This is a genomic window from Diaphorobacter sp. HDW4A, from assembly GCF_011305995.1.
GTDB lineage: Bacteria > Pseudomonadota > Gammaproteobacteria > Burkholderiales > Burkholderiaceae_C > Diaphorobacter_A.
The window spans coordinates 2,274,827-2,291,736 of the sequence record NZ_CP049910.1 but is presented as its reverse complement, the minus strand read 5'-3'; the positions used below and the strand labels follow the sequence as shown (position 1 = coordinate 2,291,736).

Genomic DNA, 16,910 nt, shown 5'->3' with positions numbered 1-16,910 from the left:
GACTAAAATAATTCAATTGAAAAATCGATAGATATTATTTAACAAGTTGAATAATTTGGGTTGCTTCAGGACTGGCTGGCGCATCTTGGGATTCGAGATCGTTGGCGAGTGGCGCGGCAATTCACTTTCCAACGCCGCTGTCCGCTTGGCATATGACCAATGATTTTTTCGTCACGGGCTTGATTCTGGTGACATTGATCATTGGCGCGGCGTTGCTGCCCATTTCCACGCTGCTCGACCCCCATCGACGCGAGCAGGTGGGCATCGGCTTGATTGGCGGTTTATGCGCATTGCTGGTGGCCATGCTTCATGTGCAGGCGTCGGCGGACGGTATCTCGTTCGTCTACCCCGGCATTCTCGCGTCCGTGAGCTTTCTCTTCGGCCCGCTTGCGGGTGGTGTGGCGACGCTTTGTTCTCTTGTCAGCCTGATGCTGGATACCCACCATGCTTGGTGGATTGGACTGGGTCTGGCCATCTCCATGTGGGGTATAGGCAGCGTAACCTGGCTGGTCCAGAAGCGCACGCAACTCAGCTTCTGGCTTCTTTTTTCTGTGCTGATGGTGCTCGTGCCCATGTGCATCGCGCCTTGGGCGACGCTGGGCGATCCCACGACCCGCAGAGGGTGGTATACGCTGGACATCATTCCATGGCGCTATATGGTGGGCGTGATACTGCTGTGCGGCGGCGTCGGTCTGATCATGAGCCGCGCCCGCACCCAGCGTATGCTGCAATTGAGCAAGAACGATCTCGTGCAGGCGCTGCGAGCATCCGGCGGGGGACGATGGGAATGGCATGCGCGCAAACAGCTGTTCAGCTACCACGGCAGTCTCTTTCGTGACTTCGGTCTGGATGACAGCCCTGACGATGATGAGATCGCGCCACTGAGGCAGCTCATGGACGATGCGCATTTTGCCGAGTTGCGCTCGCGCATCGACCGAGACGATTTCGCAATGATGGCACCTAGCCTGCTTCGGGTGATTGAAGGTCAGTCACCTCATTTTCATGGCGAATTCCGCATTCGTGACAACCACGGCCGTTTGCGCAAGCTGATCGCACGCGGAGCCGCCGTGGAATTCGACAAGAGTGGCTACCCATTGCGACTTTCAGGCATGTTGCTTGATGTCACCGAGCAGCACGAGATGGCAAACGCGCTTCGCCTCTCGGAGATCAAATACACCACCTTCTATAAAACGCTGCCCGACCCTGCTGGAATTGTGCGCATGTCGGACGGCCGCTTCATCGATGCCAATCCGGCCATGGAACGCATGTGTCAGCTGTCTTTGCCTGAAATTATTGGCAAGACAGCGGATGAGTTTGGGTTGTCGATCTCCCAACACGACCGCATTCAGCTGACAACGCTGATCGATGATGATTCTGAATTCAATGGGATGAATCTGAAGATCCGCTTGCGAGGAGCCTCTATCACGGGCGTTTTTTCCGCACGCAGTGCGCTCATTGAAGGCGAGCGCTGCCTGATCTTCGTCTTTCACGACATGACGCATACGCATGTCATCGAGGAGAACCTGCGCGTCTCCAGTCATTCACTGAATCAGGCAAGTTGGCTTGCGCGTCTGGGCGTTTGGGAGGGCATTCCAGGCCGCGGCGTGACCTATTGGTCTGACGTCTGTTGCGAAATCCACGGAGTGCCTGCTGGCACACCGCCACCGGCCGACTACGTCGACCGCTATGTGGCACCCGAATGGCGGGAGCAGGTACGCCAGATCAGCCGACACGAGCGCAATGCGCACATGATCTGGGAAACCGAGTTCGAGATCATTCGGGCCGACCGGCAGCGCGCATGGGTGCGTGTGCGCAGCGAAACCGTCATGACGGATGGCAAACTCCTCAAGATTCGCGGCGTGCTACAGGACGTCGACAATCTGAGGCGCACGTCGGAGCGCATGCTGGCGTCCGAGGCGCGTTTCGCCCACATCTTTCAGGCGCTGCCGATCTCGCTCGCCTTCGTTCGCCGCGACGACGGCCGGGTGGTTGACGTGAATCCCGCATGGGAAAGAAGCTCTGGCTACACCCGCGAGATGTCGCTGGGCCACACGCTAGTCGATCTGGGAATCTACACCGCCCAAACCCGCGAAAACATGCTGCGCGAAGCGCGCAAGACCGGGGAGCTGATTGGCTACGAAAACGAACTGCGCTCTTTCGACGGAAAGACACACACGGTTCTGCAATCCATGAGTTCCATCGACGTCGGCGGGCAAGCTTGTTGGCTCATTTCGCTGATCAATATCACCGAGCGCAAGCAACAGGAGCTCAGAGTGCGCGAGCGCGAGGAGCTGCTCTCACTCACGCTTGCTGCTGCCTCATTGGGCACGTGGGACTTTGACCTGCTGACAGGCAATGTGCGCGGCGATGCGCGCTGGTACGAATTGCACGGTGAAGACGCCGCATTCGAGCACAACTCCGAGCCGACGCCTTGGGACATCGGCATCGGCAACGAGCAGATTGCCTTGATCGAAAGCGCTTTGCAGCGGCATCAGATGAACCCTTCCACACCGTTTGATGCCACTTGGCGCATTGCACCACCTCAGGCCCCCACGCGTTGGCTGCGCAATGTCGGAAAAGTAGTGGAATACGACAAGGATGGAGCCGCTCAGCGCATGGTGGGTGTGACCATGGACGTCACTCTCCAACACGAGCAGCAGGAGTTGCTGCACCACTTGGCCCACTACGACTCTCAGACAGGCCTGCCCAACCGCGTACTGCTCGGCCAACGCTTACGCGATGCGGTGGAACTCAGCAACAAGAAAGGTCATCAACTGGCTATCACCTATATCGATCTGGATGCGCTCAAGGCCATCAATGATCGTCTGGGTCATGACGTGGGAGATCGCCTGCTTGTGTTGGTCGCCGGCCGCGTGCAGCGCGCGCTGCGCCCTGCAGATTGTGTGGCGCGTCTGGGCGGCGACGAATTCGTCGTGCTGCTCTCCGACCTGAGTGATCGCGAGGCCGCAGAGAAACGGCTTCGTGCTTTGATGGACGCTGTCGCTGCTCCGTATGACGTCGAAGGCGAACCTATTCATATCACCGCGAGTGTGGGCTATACCCTGTTCCCGGAGGACTCGGCCGACACAGATACCTTGCTGCGCCATGCCGATCAGGCAATGTATCTGGCCAAACAGGCTGGCGGCAATCGCCTTCGCGCTTTCGACTCGGTGCAGGAGATGGCGCGTCTGAGTCTTGTGGAGCACCGAGCGCGCGTGGATCAGGCCATGAACAACGGCGAGTTGTCGCTCTATCTCCAGCCCAAGGTCGACATGCGCACCGGTGCCGTTATCGGTGCCGAGGCTTTGGTGCGGTGGGTCCATCCCGAACTTGGCGTGATTCTTCCGGGCTCCTTCCTGCACGTGATCGATGGCACCGAACTCGAGGCCAAGTTCTCCGAATGGGCCATGGATTCGGTGCTCACGCACATCAGCCAGCTCAAGAGTCAGGGGCTGGAGATGCAGATCAGCGTCAACATCGACGCTGAGCGCCTGCGCCACCGCGACTTTGCCAACTGGGTGCTTGGCCATCTGGAGCGCCATCCGGACGTGCAGCCCAGACAGCTTGATCTGGAGATCACAGAGAACGCGGCGCTCTACGACATCAATCATGTCGCCCGCGAACTGGCGCAACTGCGCGCCATCGGCATCTCGGTCTCGCTTGATGATTTCGGCACAGGCTATTCGTCGCTGGCCTACCTGCGGCGCCTGCCCATCGATCAATTGAAGCTAGACCAGAGCTATGTGCGGGGCATGATGCAGGACCCGGCCGATCAGGCCATTGTTCAGGGGGTGATCGGGCTTGCGCGGTCGTTTGGCTACCGCATCGTGGCCGAGGGGGTGGAGTCTGTGGAGCAAGGCATTCTGCTGGTCCGCATGGGTTGCCTGATAGCGCAGGGGCACATCATCTCGCGACCCATGCCCGCCGAACACTTCGCGGATTGGGCCAAGCACTGGCACGCCCCGCGCTCCTGGCTGGAGTCGGCCCGGACCATCGCCGAGCCGCTTCCGCTGGTATAAAAAAAGCTGCTACCACCGCTCCAACCGCGATAACAGCTGTAAAACCGTTCCAGATCCGTCAGCCGAGCAGATCCTTGATCTGCTGCAGTGCCGTCGGATCCTCCATCGTCGTCACGTCGCCCGGGTCGCGCTTTTCCGCGATCGCCTGCAGCGTGCGACGCAGCAGCTTGCCGCTGCGCGTCTTGGGCAGCGCGTTCACGAAGAACACGCGCGCAGGACGGGCCACGGCGCCAAGCTGGTTGTCCACATGCTTCATGATCTCGCCCTCGAACTTGAGGCGCGCGGCGTCGTCCGTCAACCCGGAAGCATCACGTGCCACCGCGAACGCCATGGCGACCTGCCCCTTGAGGTTGTCCGCCACGCCCACCACCGCCACTTCGGCGATGTTCGCGTTGCCCGAGATGCATTCCTCGATCTCGCGTGTGCCAAGGCGGTGCCCGGCCACGTTGATCACGTCGTCGGTGCGACCCAGAATGAAGAAGTAGCCATCCTGATCGCGAACGCCCCAATCGAAGGTGCTGTAGATCAGACGACCCGGAATGCTCTTCCAATAGGTGTTGACGAATCGCTCATCATTGCGCCAAACGGTCTGCAGGCACCCGGGCGGCAACGGCCCTTCAATGGCCAGCACGCCCTTCTGGTTGGGCGCTGTCAGCTCTTCGCCGTTGGTCTCATCGATCAGCTTGACGTTGTAACCATAGACCGCCTTGCCGGGACTACCGAAGCGCGACGGCTGCTTTTCCACGCCGTTGCACAGCGTGAGAATCGGCCAGCCGGTTTCGGTCTGCCAGTAGTTGTCGATGATCGGCACCTGTAGCGCTCCGCTGATCCACTGAGCCGTGGGCTCGTCGAGCGGCTCGCCCGCAAGCCAGAGCCCCTTGAGCGTCGAGAGGTCGTAGCGCTTGAGGTATTCGGGATCCTGCTTCTTGAGCACGCGCACCGCCGTCGGCGCGGAGAACATGTGCGTGACCTTGTACTTCTCGACGATGCTCCACCAGATGCCCGCATCGGGACGGATCGGCAGACCTTCGTACATGACGGTCGCCATACCGGCAAGCAGCGGGCCATAGATGATGTAGCTGTGGCCGACGACCCAGCCGATGTCGCTGGTGCAGAAGAAGGTGTCGCCAGGCTTGGCATCGAACACCCAGCGCATGCTGGACGCCAGCGCCACGGCGTAGCCGCCGGTGTCGCGCTGCACGCCCTTGGGCTTTCCCGTGGTGCCACTGGTGTAGAGCGTGTAGCTGGATTGCGTAGCGTCGAGCCAGACGCAGGGCACATTGGCATCGAGATGCTGGCTGCGCAGCGCCGCCCAGTCGTGATCGCGGCCTGCGCGCATGTTGGCCGGAGCAAGACCACGATCCACCAGCAGCACGGCTTGTGGCTTGTGCGCGGACAGCTCGATGGCCTCGTCCAGCAATGGTTTGTATGGCACGACTTTGCCGCCGCGCGAGCCTGCATCGGCCGATACGATCACGGTCGGCTCCGCGTCCTCGATGCGCGAAGCCAGCGATGCGGAGGCGAAGCCGCCGAACACGACAGAGTGAATCGCACCGATACGCGCGCAGGCCAGCATCGCGAACGACGCCTCGGCAATCATCGGCATATAGATCAGCACTCGGTCACCCTGCTTCACGCCCAGCGCCTGAAGGCAGGCAGCCATGCGCTGCACTTCCTTGTGCAGCTCGGCGTAGCTGTAGGCGCGCTCGGTGTTGGTTTCGGTGGAGATCGCGATCAGCGCATTTTGATTGGCGCGTTCGGCCAAATGGCGATCAATCGAGTTGTGGCACAGATTGGTCGTAGCTCCCACGAACCAGCGCGCAAATGGCGGATTGCTGTAATCGCAGATTTGTTGGGGCTTGGTTTGCCATTCGATGAACTGGGCCTGTTCGGACCAGAAGGCATCACGATCTTCTATCGAACGACGATGGAACTCAGAAAAACTCAGCATTGGAATAGTCTCCTTATATGACCGACGGCGCTGCGCAACCGCTGTGGCAACTCCGTTGATTTCATTATGTATAAGCGAGTTTTCGTCAAGCTGACGCTCCGGGAGGTCTTTCAGGCATTCCGAGAGGCGATACAGAACTACACCCTTCTCACCAATGAATACTCGTATTTTGCGAGCATCTGAAGGCATTGGCGATAAGGTTGAAGCGAGGAATTCGCGGTGGTTGAGCTAGGTCAACCACGTAAGGCAAGAAGTTGAAGCTAGGCGACTCTCGGTTGGAACGGCTGGCACCGCGCGCTACGCGGCGGCTCCTTCCTGTGGGCTACTTGACCAGCGCCAGCATGTCCTTGAAATCCGGATGCTCGCAGGTGCGCAGCCATTCAAAAGCGACCATTTCGGTGGTCACGAGTTCAGCGCCAGCGCCTGCAAGACGGTCAAAAGCCGCGTCGCGGTTGCGCTCCGTGCGCGAACTGCAGGCGTCGGTCACGACCCAGACATCGAACTCATCTTCCAGAAGATCCAGCGCCGTCTGCAGAAGACAGACATGCGCCTCGCAGCCAGCGATCACCACCGTGTTGCGCTCAGGTGCTTGCTGCTGAGGCTTCTGCAAATGCTTGGGCAAGCTGCGGGCATTGCCGCCCTGCTGGGGCTTTGCGGGAGGACGCAGCCATTCACCAAGACCTTCCTCGGCGGCGCTGAAATGCATTTTCGATAGCGTGTTGCGGCACAGCGCGCGCAACTCCGGATCGTTGCCACCCAAGCGGGAAGGATTCTGCTCCGTACCCCAGACTGGCACGTCCATGAACTGGGCGATCTTCGCAAGACGGCGGGCATTCTCGAGCACGATTGCGCCTTCGAAAATCACCGGCATCAGGCGCTCCTGATAGTCCACAAGCACCAGTTGGGATTCGGATTCATCAAGCAGCATGGAATTTATTCTTTCTTACCAACAACGGGCGATTCAAATCAGAGATTGTCGCAGGATCATGCACCAATGCCATCGGTGGGGCTTGCGGAACGCTCCGCTCCAAAATTGACTTACATCATGGATCAAAGCCCCGCTCGGCGTAACGATGGGCACATGCCACTGTCACAAGCGCTTACCGCGCGAGGACTTGATCCATGACCTATCCCATTCTTCTCACCATTCATCTGTTTGCCGCCCTGTTCTTCATCGGCGTGGTGTTCTTCGAAGTGCTGATGCTCGAGCCGCTGCGCGCCCAAATGCCGCGCGAGGCCATGCGCCAGCTTGAATCGGCCGTCGGCGCGCGCGCTCGCAAAATCATGCCCTGGGTCCTGCTTTGTCTCTATGGAGCGGGCATTGGCATGGCCTGGATGGCCTATGGGTCGCTGCTCGCCGATCCCCTTCAGCACCGTTTTGGGCTGCTGCTCTGGATCAAGATCGCCTTCACCACCAGCGTGATGGGCCACTTTCTGACCGCCATGGCTCTGCAGCGACGTGGCAAGCTGGGTTCACGCGACTCCAGAATCATTCACTACAGCGTGTTCACCCACATGGTTGGCATCGTGATGATCGCCAAGTGGATGTTCCATTTGAGCTGACCCTGACTGTCTCTCAGGGCTTGACGCGCAGCAGCTTGCCTTCGGAGCTGTCGGTCAGCAGATAGAGCAAGCCGTCCGGCCCTTGGCGAACATCCCGCACCCGTTCCCTGAGATCGGGCAGCAGAATCTCGTCGCGCACCACCTTTTCGCCGTCCAACTGCAGCCTGTGCAGACGCTGGATCTTTAGCGATCCGATGAAAAGGCTGCCCTTCCATTGCGGCCCATAGCGATCGCTCGTGAGCTCCGCAATGCCCGACGGTGCAATCGATGGTACCCAGTAGTGCACAGGCTGCTCCATGCCGGGCGCCTGCGTGACGCCCTTGCCGATGCGCCCACCGCCGTAGTTTTCGCCATAGGTGATGACGGGCCAGCCGTAGTTCTTGCCCGGGCGCACCAGATTGATCTCGTCCCCGCCCTGCGGACCGTGTTCCACCACCCAGAGCTTGCCGTCTGCCGTCAGCGTGGCGGCCTGGATGTTGCGGTGGCCCCAGCTCCAGATTTCGGGCAACGCGTCCGCCTTGCCCGCAAACGGATTTCCCGACACCGCGCCGCCTTCAGGCTGAATACGCACGATCTTGCCCAGATGGCTGTCCAACATCTGCGCCTGCTCCTTGAAGCTCGAGCGCTCTCCGAGCCCCAGAAACAGTGTGCCATCCGGGCTTTGTGCGATGCGGCAGCCAAAATGCAGGCTGCTGCGCAACTTGGGCTTCTGGCTGAACACCACTTTGAGATCCTTGAGCACGTTACCTTCCCGGTCGAGCGTGGAACTGGCCAACGCGGTCGAGTTCAACGAGCGATCCTTGGCATCAGGCTCGGCGTAGCAGAAGAAGATCCGTCGGTTCTTCGCGAAATCCCGATCCAACACCACGTCGAGCAGACCACCCTGACCAGTCGCAGCAATATGCGGCAACCCTTTGAGGGGCGGGCCGAGAAGACCGGCCTCGTTGACCACCCGCATCCGCCCGGGCCGCTCGGTCACCAGATAGCCGCCACCCGGCAGAAAAGCCATCGCCCAAGGGTGTCCCAGACGCTCCGCCACCGTTTCCACGGCCAGCGCACGGGTCGATGCCTTGGGCAATGGCTCTGCCGCCGGGAAAGGCTGCGCTATAACATTGAAAGCACACAGACCAAGCAACACGGAACTCATCATCGATGTTGCACCGCACTTTGCGAAGGGATTTCGTACAATTTGAAACATAAAATCTCCTCAGGCTCTCATATGGACTTGTAGATCCAAGCCGCGAATACAAGATTTCTCTTTGTTATATAGGAAAGAGAACGCCTATCGATCTGATAGCCCCAAAACACGAGCAAGTAACGATATGTCAAACAAAAGCCGAATCAGGGATAAACCGGGGCGCCGTAACATTTTTCGAGCTTGGTATAGAAGCAAGTCGTGATACTCTCCGTCCCCATGTCCCGATGGCTTTGCTTACTGTTACTTGCGTTCGCGAATGTATCAATCGCCGCACCAACCAACTCCACCGCTGATGACATGGAGCGCTTGTTGGCCGACCGTGGCCTGATTGCCCAGCTCCAAGACGTACGCCACGGTATGGCGGATCGAACGAGTGAACTCGTCTCGACCGCTATGGGATTCATCGGAGTCCCCTATCGTCGCGGCGGCAGCAACGCAGAGAATGGCTTTGATTGCAGCGGCTTCGTGCGCACCATTTACGAGCAGGCCAAGGGCTTGGCTCTGCCACGCGTTGCCAAGGAACAGGCCGCGGCCACCGAAGTGATCGACAAGAAGGATCTGCGCCCCGGTGATCTGGTGTTTTTCAACACCATGCGCCGCGCGTTCAGTCATGTGGGCATTTATCTTGGTGATGGCAAGTTCATTCACGCTCCGCGCACCGGCGCTTCGGTCCGCGTGGAAGACATGAGCATCTCGTACTGGCAAAGCCGCTTCAACGGCGCACGGCGTGTGAACGCCGAAGATCAGAATGCCGACGACATCACCAAGCTGATCCAGCAAAAATAAATACGGCGATCAAGATACCAAGGCCTGCATTCCCCGATGCAGGCCTTTTGTTTTTGACGATGCTGCATTGGGCATGTTCGACGAAATGCAAACTTGTTTTATCGACCAATGAAAAGTTGCCCGTGCTCCCAGCAAAATGCACCCAAGGCATCTTGCAGCACTTCCGCTGACACACAATCACGCTTTGGCTGCGTTACAGTGAGCGGTCATTTCAAAGCGGCGTCCGCCGCCTTGTCTATTTTCCATAGGGAGTTGGTTTCATCATGATGAATATTCTGGGCACTTTGTTTGTGGGTCTGATCGTTGGTTTCATCGCGCGTGCGATCAAGCCGGGCGATGACAAGTTGGGCTGGATCATGACCGCGTTGCTGGGTGTCGCCGGATCCTTCCTCGCCACTTACCTCGGCGTGGCCATGCACTGGTACCAGCAAGGCGAAGCCGCTGGCTGGATCGCATCAGTCGTCGGCGCCATTGTGCTGCTCTTCATCTACGGCCTGATCCGCCGCAAGGTTTGATGAAAGGACGCAGCCGTCGCTGCGGGGCGGCCCTTGATCGACTGCTCTCGCCTCGTGCGCGCCGGTGTCAAGGGCTGAGGACTACTCAAACTGACCAGCATTCCATCGGCCAACTGATATTGAGGTACGGCAGTTGAAAACCGGAATGCTCAAGCGCTCCCCGACTCCCGAGCAGCTCGCGGGTGACGATCCTGCTGTACTGGCTGCCATCGCGCGCAGCCGCAAGCTGCTCAAGAATCGGGCATTGATCGCCGCCGTAGCAGGCGCCGTGCCGATTCCGGGTCTCGACTGGGCCACGCAGGCGGCCCTGCTCTCGCGCATCATTCCCAAAATCAACGCCGAATTCGGGCTCACGCCGCAGCAGCTCGATGAGCTTTCACCCGAGAAGCGACAGAGCGTGCAGAACGCGGTCGCCATCGTCGGCTCCGCGCTCATTGGAAAATTCGTCACGCGTGAAATGGTGCTGCGTCTGGCCAAGCTGGTCGGCATGCGCATGACGACGGCACAGGCGGCCAAGTATGTGCCACTGGCCGGCCAGGCCGTGTCTGCGGCGCTCAACTACGCCACGCTGCGGCTTCTTGGCGAACAGCATCTGCGTGAATGCGTTCAGGTGGTTCAAGCGGCTCAGTTGAGCCTGCCGCCTTCGTCCGGCTCCGGGATCTGAGTCTACGCGCTAAGATTTGGCTTTCAGTTTTCACGTCACACTGCAGGCTGGTTTGATCGCCAACCCGCCTCGTCCCCTTTCGTGCCAGAACCCAGCCCCTTGCCCTTCAGCCCCCACAGCAGCTTTCAGCCACGCATCACGCTGATGACGCTGGGCCGAGGCGATGGCCTGCTCGGCATGCGCAGCCAAGGCAAGCTCGGGCCGCGTGGCGATTTGGTCAGCCTTGTGCAGATCACTTGGGTGTATCGGCTGCCGGAGGGCTCGCTCTGGGAAACCCCGGCCCCCACGTCGATCCTGCAGCCGCGCGCAGCCAACACCGCCAGCCCTGTCGAGCGTGATCGCTGCGCCGAGCAGGATGCGATGGACCGCGTCTGGTCGCTCCATCTCACGCCCGTGAAGGCGGACCATCTTCAATGGCGCCATCCCGATATCGAACGCGATCTTGGGCCACTCTGGACATTGGCGCAGGAATCGATGTTTTCTGACTTCTGGGCTGATGTGCTGCCCGAGCTGCGGCGTGAGGGCTGGGACATCCACATGCGCCCCGGCTTCGCGCACGAGAGCGTGGCGGTTCAGCGCTGGCAACTCCGGCTCGGAAGTGATTCGGGCGAAGTCGAAAGTCTGCAGGTGGCGGGCGACTTCGCAGTCAAGCCGGAGCCCGTTCAAGCGCTGCAACTCGCTCGCCGTGAAGGAGCATGGCTACTGAGTCTCGGCATCGAGATCGACGGCATGACGCTCGATCTCGTGCCGATGCTCGCCAATCTTCTGGCGCGCGACTCACGCTGGCTGTCCGTCGAACACATCGACAGCGTGGACGATCTCGCGACGATCCAGCTGCGCGCCGTCGGCGGCAAACGCATCGACGTTCCTGCCGCGCCGCTCAAGGCGATTCTGCGCACCATGGTCGACCTGATCGCCGACCCGGCCCGCAAACAACTGCGCGACGGGGAGCCGATTGCGCTGCCGCATTGGGACATGCGCCGCATCGAGGCGCTGCGCACCGCCCTGCTCCAGACCGGCCGCGTCGCGCCCGACAACCAATGGCAGCTGCAGGGCGATACCGGTCTCGAACTGCTCGCCAGCCGGCTTGGCAAGCAAGGCACGCCGCAGGCACTGTCAGCGCCGGAAGGCCTCGCCATCACGCTGCGCAATTACCAGCTTGATGGCCTTGCGTGGCTGCAGTATCTGCGCGCCAATCATCTGGGCGGCATTCTGGCCGACGAGATGGGACTCGGAAAAACCGCGCAGGCACTCGCCCATGTGCTGACCGAAAAGCGCGAGGGACGGCTCACGCATCCGGCGCTCGTCGTCATGCCGACCTCGCTGGTCTTCAACTGGTTGGCCGAGGCCCGGCTGGTCACGCCCGAGCTGCGCGTGCTGGTGCTGACGGGCGCGGATCGCGCGGAAGGTCTGCTCACCGCCCAGGACCATGATCTCGTCTTCACCACCTACCCGCTCGTCTGGCGCGATGTGGATGCGCTCTCCGCCAGGCCCTGGCACTTGTTGATCCTCGACGAGGCGCAGATGGTGAAGAACGCCGGAAGCCGCACGGCACGGGCGCTGCGCCGCTTCAAGGCGCCGCACCTGCTGAGCCTGACCGGCACGCCGCTGGAGAACCATCTGGGCGAGCTCTGGGCGCAGTTTGATTTTCTGATGCCGGGCTTTCTGGGCGACCCGCACACCTTCGGCCGTCGCTGGCGCAAGCCCATCGAGGAAAACGGCGAGACTCTGCGCGCCGAGCTGCTCGCCAAGCGCATAGCACCGTTCATTCTTCGGCGCACGAAAAGCGATGTGGCAAAAGAGCTGCCTGAGCGCAGCGACATGCTGGTTCGCGTGGAGCTGCAGGGCCGCCAGCGCGAGCTCTACGAGGCCGTGCGCACCGCCTGCGACAAGGAGGTGCGCCGCGTGCTCAAGGCGCAGGACTGGGGCAATGCCGCACAGATCGCGATTCTCGACGCCCTGCTCAAGCTGCGCCAGGTCTGCTGCGATCCACGTCTGCTGCGTGGCACCAGCATTCACCCCGATACCGAACGCGCCAAGCTGGATCATCTCGAACACATGCTTCCCGAACTGGTGGAGGACGGTCGGCGCATCCTGCTGTTCTCGCAGTTCACCTCAATGCTGCGTCTGGTGGCTCAGTTGCTCGACAGTTGCCAGATTCCCTATCTCATGCTGACCGGGGAAACGTCGCCAGGCGAACGCGAACACATCGTCACCCACTTTCAACAAGCGGACGAAAACGCACCTCCAATCCTGCTCGCGAGCCTCAAGGCCGGTGGCACGGGCCTTAATCTGACCGCTGCGGACACAGTGATCCATCTCGACCCATGGTGGAATCCTGCCGTGCAGGAACAGGCCACTGCACGCGCGCACCGCATCGGGCAGACATCACCTGTCTTCGTCTATCGCATCGTCGTGCGTGGCAGCGTCGAGGAACGCATGCTGGAGTTGCAGGAACGCAAACGCATGTTAGCCCAAGGAGTTCTGGGCAGTGATGCCGCTGGAGCCGTCAAATTCAGCGCCGATGAGCTCGCAGGGCTGCTCGCACCACTTGCCGAGCCCGCCAACAATCCGCTTGCGATTCTCTCGCCCGATACCAAGCGATGGGGTGGCACCGGTCGACGTGGAATGCATTGAACCCCAAACCGATAATCCCTACAGTTGCAGCACAGCTATATTGCGAGCTTATTTACCGTGTGGTCATTGACAATTTGGTTGTCAAATATTGCAACAATAGCACCATGACAATCGACTCCTCAAACTCCCAGAGAGCCAGCCGATATTGGCTAATGAAATCCGAGCCCGAGGAATGCTCAATCGATGACGCGCTGGCGTCGATCAAATCCACCGTGCAATGGACGGGCGTTCGCAACTATCAAGCCCGCAATTTCATGCGTGACGAAATGCAGATCGGCGATGGCGTGCTTTTCTACCACTCAAGTTGCGCCGAGCCGGGGATTGCAGGCGTGGCCGAGATTGCATCAGCCACACGCACCGATCCCACGCAGTTCGACCCGCACTCCCCCTACTACGACCCTAAATCTGGTCCCGACAAACCACGCTGGTTACTGCTGGACGTAAAGGCGTTGCGTAAGACCCGCTTATTGAGTCTTTCCGAGTTGCGCGAACATGCTGAACTCGCGAATCTCAAGGTATTGCAAAGAGGCAATCGGCTCTCCATCACCGAAGTGGATGAGAGCGACTGGAAGCGCGTACTCAAATTGTTGGGCTAATACTGCGCATATATTTCCTGGCGCGCATGTGTGGCATTAACGACTTCGAAAATCAAACCATTGATGAAAAGAATGGCTTGATTTCAGAAGCCGGAGCAAAATGCGCTCATGCCAAATATTGCAGCACTCCTCAAATCCGAAATTTCGCGCGTCGCTCGCAAAGAAGTTCGCGCTGAAACCGATTCATTGCGCAAGCTGCTGTCAGCCCAGCGCTCTGCCATTGCCGCGCTCAAGCGCGAAATAGCGGAACTTCGTAAGGAAAGCAAGCGCCCGGCAGCGCCCAGAAAAGCGCTGCAGGCGGACATGGAGGCCCCGCAGCCTGACGAAGTGAAGCGCCGGTTCAGCGCCAAACGCCTTGCCGCCCACCGCCAGAAAACCGGGCTGTCCGCCGCCGACTACGGTGCGCTGGTCGGCGTATCAGGCCAGAGCGTCTATCACTACGAGCAAGGCAAGGCCCGCCCCCATGCGGCGGTCGTGCGCAAGCTTTCGATGATCAAAGAACTCGGCAAAACCCAGATCCTCGCCCTGCTCGGCGAGCAGAAGGCAGAGTCCAACGGTTGATTTGGTGCGGGCGCGCTGGACCTCCGGATGTCAGTCGTGCCGCATCGAGATGGTCTTCAGCTGCGTGAAGCCGTAGAGCGCCTCGAAGCCCTTCTCGCGTCCATGCCCGCTGGCTTTGTAGCCACCGAACGGCAGTTCAATGCCGCCACCAGCGCCGTAGTTGTTGATGAACACCTGGCCTGCCTTGATCTTGCGCGCCATGCGCATCTGGCGACCGCCATCACGCGTCCAGACGCTCGCGACCAAGCCAAAATCCGTGCCGTTGGCGAGTGCAATCGCATCTTCTTCGGAGTCGAAAGCAGCAGCGGCGATGACTGGGCCGAAAACCTCCTCCTGCGCAAGCCGATGCGTGATCGGTACATCGCGCACCAACGTCGGCACCTGATAGAAACCGCTGGCTGGAACGCCCTCGGCAATCTGGCCCTGAGCCGCAATCGTCAGACCATCCCGAGATGCTTCATCGAGAAATGACTTCACCCGTACCTGCTGACTCTTGCGGATCAACGGGCCGCAGTCCAGGTCCATTTGCGACGAACCCACTTTGAGCTGACTGAAGCGCTCGGCGAGCAATCCGATGACTTTTTCGTAGATGCTGCGCTGCACCAGCAGGCGGCTGCCCGCCGAGCAGGTCTGCCCCGCGTTCTGCACGATGGCGTTGACGACCACGGGCAGCATGGCGTCGAGATCAGCATCGTCGAACACGATCTGTGGCGACTTGCCGCCAAGCTCGGTCGTCACCGGCGTATGGTTCTCGATGGCCGCCTTGACCACCAGCTTGCCCACATTCGGTGAACCGGTGAAGGAGACGTGATCGACACCGGGATGTGCCACCAGATCCGCGCCAGCTTCATGGCCATAACCCGTCACGATGTTGAGTGCACCGGCGGGAAAGCCCACGTCGCGCGCCAGCTCCGCCACACGCAGCAGTGAAAGGCAAGCGTCCTCCGCTGGTTTGACGACCACGGCGTTGCCTGCCGCCAGCGCCCCGCCTACGCTGCGCCCGAAGATTTGCAACGGATAATTCCACGGCACGATGGCCGCTGCCACGCCGTAGGGCTCGCGGAGGGTCAGCACGGTGTAGCCGTTCTGATAAGGAATCGTCTCGCCCATGAGCTTGTCGGCTGCACCGCCGTAGAACTCGAAATAGCGCGCGATCGCCGCCGCATCGGCTCGCGCCTGCTTGAGCGGTTTGCCGCAGTCGCGGGCCTCGATCTGGGCCAGCTCCTCGGCATGTTCCTGCAACTTGGCCGAGAGCTTCATCAACAGGCGTCCGCGCTCAGTGGCAGTCAGTTTGCCGAAGTCACCCTCGAAAGCCGAACGCGCCGATTTCACTGCCGCATCCACATCGGTGGCCGTGCCGCGCAGAATGACATCGTAGGTTTCACCGGTCGAGGGATCGACCACATCGATGGTCTCGCCCTGACCGGTCCACTGGTTGTGTATGAAATGCTGCCGCATGCGCTTGTCTCCGTGGTTTGAATGGTGCTGCTCGCCTTATCTTGCGCCTTCAATTTACTGGCAAAATCCTACCCCGCGCTGCAACGTGGTCACCAGCTTGGGTACGAGCGCCTCGTGGCCCGCGTCGGCCACAGCGCAGGCATAGGTGTCGTGAACAGCATCGGCGATGTCCTGCACTGCGTTGGTATCGCGCGCCATGGCGACGTAGTAGCCCATGTCCTTGAGCGCATTGCCCATGAAGAACTGCAGCCCGCTGGTGTCGCCCTCAAGCAGATAGGGCCTGAGCCGCTCCAGCGCCACACCGCCGCCGCCGCCCTTGGCCAGCACGTCGACGAACACCTCGGGCGACACCTGGCCGCGAAACGCGCAGGCGGCCGCCTCGGAAATCAGCGCTACCGCCCCTAGCGACACATAGTTGTGCAGCAGCTTCATGCGATGGCCGGTGCCGACCGCGCCTGTATGCGTGACGTTCTCGGCAAAGCTGCGCAGAATCGGCAGACATTCCTCGAGTACCGCTGCGTCACCGCCCACCAGCAAGTTGAGCCGCCCCTCGGCTGCCTCCTTGGGCGTTCGCGTCATCGGTGCGTCGATGATGCGTATGCCCGCCGCGTTGGCGATGGCAGCCACGCGCTCGGTGGATTCGGGCAAGGCAGTCGAGCAATCGATCACCACGGCGCCGCGCCGAAGGCTCGCGAGCGCGCCCTCCTCGCCAAGCAGAATTGCCTCGACCTGCGGCGAGCCAGTGACGCACAACACCAACACATCAACACCCGCCGCCAGTTCCTTAAGCGACGCCACACTGGCGACACCCAGTGACTGCAGCGTTTCCAACGGCTGGTTGCCGGGGTGCTCCAGCACGGTCAGCGCAAAGCCCTTGCGCGCGATGTTCAGTGCGATGCCGTGGCCCATCAGGCCAACGCCAATCAATCCGATCCGAGGGGTAGTCATGGTGCAAATCCTTG

Annotated in this window: 13 protein-coding genes; 8 read left to right on the top strand and 5 right to left on the bottom strand. The window is 60.4% G+C overall.

All coding sequences use genetic code 11. From position 1 onward, the window contains the following. The first annotated feature begins 152 nt into the window (after nt 1-152). Nucleotides 153-4,019: an EAL domain-containing protein gene (locus tag G7047_RS10295; protein WP_166304506.1), complete on the top strand. Its 3,867-nt coding sequence runs from the start codon at nt 153-155 to the stop codon at nt 4,017-4,019. A gap of 58 nt (nt 4,020-4,077) precedes the next feature. On the opposite strand, the gene G7047_RS10290 is transcribed toward G7047_RS10295, so the two are convergent. Together G7047_RS10290 and G7047_RS10285 are read right to left on the bottom strand one after the other, a co-directional pair. After that, nucleotides 4,078-6,159 (bottom strand): propionate--CoA ligase, encoded by a 2,082-nt coding sequence (locus G7047_RS10290; protein ID WP_256376835.1) that lies wholly within the window; start codon nt 6,157-6,159, stop codon nt 4,078-4,080. A gap of 133 nt (nt 6,160-6,292) precedes the next feature. Next, on the bottom strand, nt 6,293-6,898 hold the full coding sequence (locus G7047_RS10285) for an isochorismatase family protein (protein WP_166304500.1): 606 nt from the start codon (nt 6,896-6,898) through the stop codon (nt 6,293-6,295). Nucleotides 6,899-7,092: 194 nt separating this feature from the next. Between G7047_RS10285 and G7047_RS10280 the strand changes: the two genes are divergently transcribed. Continuing rightward, a complete protein-coding gene (locus tag G7047_RS10280) occupies nt 7,093-7,533 on the top strand; it encodes a CopD family copper resistance protein (RefSeq protein WP_166304497.1) in 441 nt (146 codons plus the stop codon). Nucleotides 7,534-7,546: 13 nt separating this feature from the next. On the opposite strand, the gene G7047_RS10275 is transcribed toward G7047_RS10280, so the two are convergent. After that, nucleotides 7,547-8,683, bottom strand: a complete 1,137-nt coding sequence (locus G7047_RS10275) for a PQQ-dependent sugar dehydrogenase (protein WP_240939436.1) — start codon at nt 8,681-8,683, stop codon at nt 7,547-7,549. 264 nt (nt 8,684-8,947) lie between these two features. Here G7047_RS10275 and G7047_RS10270 point away from each other — a divergent pair, with 264 nt between their 5' ends. The 6 genes from G7047_RS10270 to G7047_RS10245 all read left to right on the top strand — a co-directional run bounded on the left by G7047_RS10270 (nt 8,948) and on the right by G7047_RS10245 (nt 14,490). Then, nucleotides 8,948-9,517 carry a C40 family peptidase gene (locus G7047_RS10270; RefSeq protein WP_166304494.1) on the top strand — a complete coding sequence of 190 codons (570 nt, stop codon included), beginning with the start codon at nt 8,948-8,950 and terminating at the stop codon, nt 9,515-9,517. A gap of 263 nt (nt 9,518-9,780) precedes the next feature. After that, entirely contained in the window at nt 9,781-10,032 is a 252-nt protein-coding gene (locus tag G7047_RS10265; protein WP_166304491.1) for a GlsB/YeaQ/YmgE family stress response membrane protein, read from the top strand. A gap of 145 nt (nt 10,033-10,177) precedes the next feature. Next, complete coding sequence (locus G7047_RS10260) at nt 10,178-10,696, top strand: hypothetical protein (protein WP_166304488.1); 519 nt, start codon at nt 10,178-10,180, stop codon at nt 10,694-10,696. Nucleotides 10,697-10,840: 144 nt separating this feature from the next. Beyond that, nucleotides 10,841-13,333 carry a DEAD/DEAH box helicase gene (locus G7047_RS10255; RefSeq protein WP_166311991.1) on the top strand — a complete coding sequence of 831 codons (2,493 nt, stop codon included), beginning with the start codon at nt 10,841-10,843 and terminating at the stop codon, nt 13,331-13,333. Nucleotides 13,334-13,437: 104 nt separating this feature from the next. Then, the gene (locus tag G7047_RS10250; RefSeq protein WP_166304483.1) at nt 13,438-13,929 is read left to right on the top strand and encodes an EVE domain-containing protein; all 492 of its coding nucleotides are present in this window, start codon (nt 13,438-13,440) and stop codon (nt 13,927-13,929) included. Between the two features lie 108 nt (nt 13,930-14,037). Beyond that, nucleotides 14,038-14,490 carry a DNA-binding transcriptional regulator gene (locus G7047_RS10245; RefSeq protein ID WP_166304480.1) on the top strand — a complete coding sequence of 151 codons (453 nt, stop codon included), beginning with the start codon at nt 14,038-14,040 and terminating at the stop codon, nt 14,488-14,490. A 30-nt stretch (nt 14,491-14,520) separates the two neighbouring features. Here G7047_RS10245 and G7047_RS10240 read toward each other — a convergent pair whose 3' ends face one another. Together G7047_RS10240 and G7047_RS10235 are read right to left on the bottom strand one after the other, a co-directional pair. Further along, on the bottom strand, nt 14,521-15,948 hold the full coding sequence (locus G7047_RS10240; RefSeq protein ID WP_166304477.1) for an aldehyde dehydrogenase family protein: 1,428 nt from the start codon (nt 15,946-15,948) through the stop codon (nt 14,521-14,523). A 54-nt stretch (nt 15,949-16,002) separates the two neighbouring features. Then, nucleotides 16,003-16,896 (bottom strand): NAD(P)-dependent oxidoreductase, encoded by an 894-nt coding sequence (locus G7047_RS10235; RefSeq protein WP_166304474.1) that lies wholly within the window; start codon nt 16,894-16,896, stop codon nt 16,003-16,005. Between the last annotated feature and the right edge of the window lie 14 nt (nt 16,897-16,910).

Bases quoted from the DNA above. Each gene is read 5' to 3' on its own strand.
- G7047_RS10295 (WP_166304506.1), top strand. From the start codon at position 153: ATGACCAATGATTTTTTCGTCACGGGCTTGATTCTGGTGACATTGATC.
- G7047_RS10290 (WP_256376835.1), bottom strand. From the start codon at position 6,159: ATGCCTTCAGATGCTCGCAAAATACGAGTATTCATTGGTGAGAAGGGT.
- G7047_RS10285 (WP_166304500.1), bottom strand. From the start codon at position 6,898: ATGCTGCTTGATGAATCCGAATCCCAACTGGTGCTTGTGGACTATCAG.
- G7047_RS10280 (WP_166304497.1), top strand. From the start codon at position 7,093: ATGACCTATCCCATTCTTCTCACCATTCATCTGTTTGCCGCCCTGTTC.
- G7047_RS10275 (WP_240939436.1), bottom strand. From the start codon at position 8,683: ATGATGAGTTCCGTGTTGCTTGGTCTGTGTGCTTTCAATGTTATAGCG.
- G7047_RS10270 (WP_166304494.1), top strand. From the start codon at position 8,948: ATGTCCCGATGGCTTTGCTTACTGTTACTTGCGTTCGCGAATGTATCA.
- G7047_RS10265 (WP_166304491.1), top strand. From the start codon at position 9,781: ATGATGAATATTCTGGGCACTTTGTTTGTGGGTCTGATCGTTGGTTTC.
- G7047_RS10260 (WP_166304488.1), top strand. From the start codon at position 10,178: ATGCTCAAGCGCTCCCCGACTCCCGAGCAGCTCGCGGGTGACGATCCT.
- G7047_RS10255 (WP_166311991.1), top strand. From the start codon at position 10,841: ATGACGCTGGGCCGAGGCGATGGCCTGCTCGGCATGCGCAGCCAAGGC.
- G7047_RS10250 (WP_166304483.1), top strand. From the start codon at position 13,438: ATGACAATCGACTCCTCAAACTCCCAGAGAGCCAGCCGATATTGGCTA.
- G7047_RS10245 (WP_166304480.1), top strand. From the start codon at position 14,038: ATGCCAAATATTGCAGCACTCCTCAAATCCGAAATTTCGCGCGTCGCT.
- G7047_RS10240 (WP_166304477.1), bottom strand. From the start codon at position 15,948: ATGCGGCAGCATTTCATACACAACCAGTGGACCGGTCAGGGCGAGACC.
- G7047_RS10235 (WP_166304474.1), bottom strand. From the start codon at position 16,896: ATGACTACCCCTCGGATCGGATTGATTGGCGTTGGCCTGATGGGCCAC.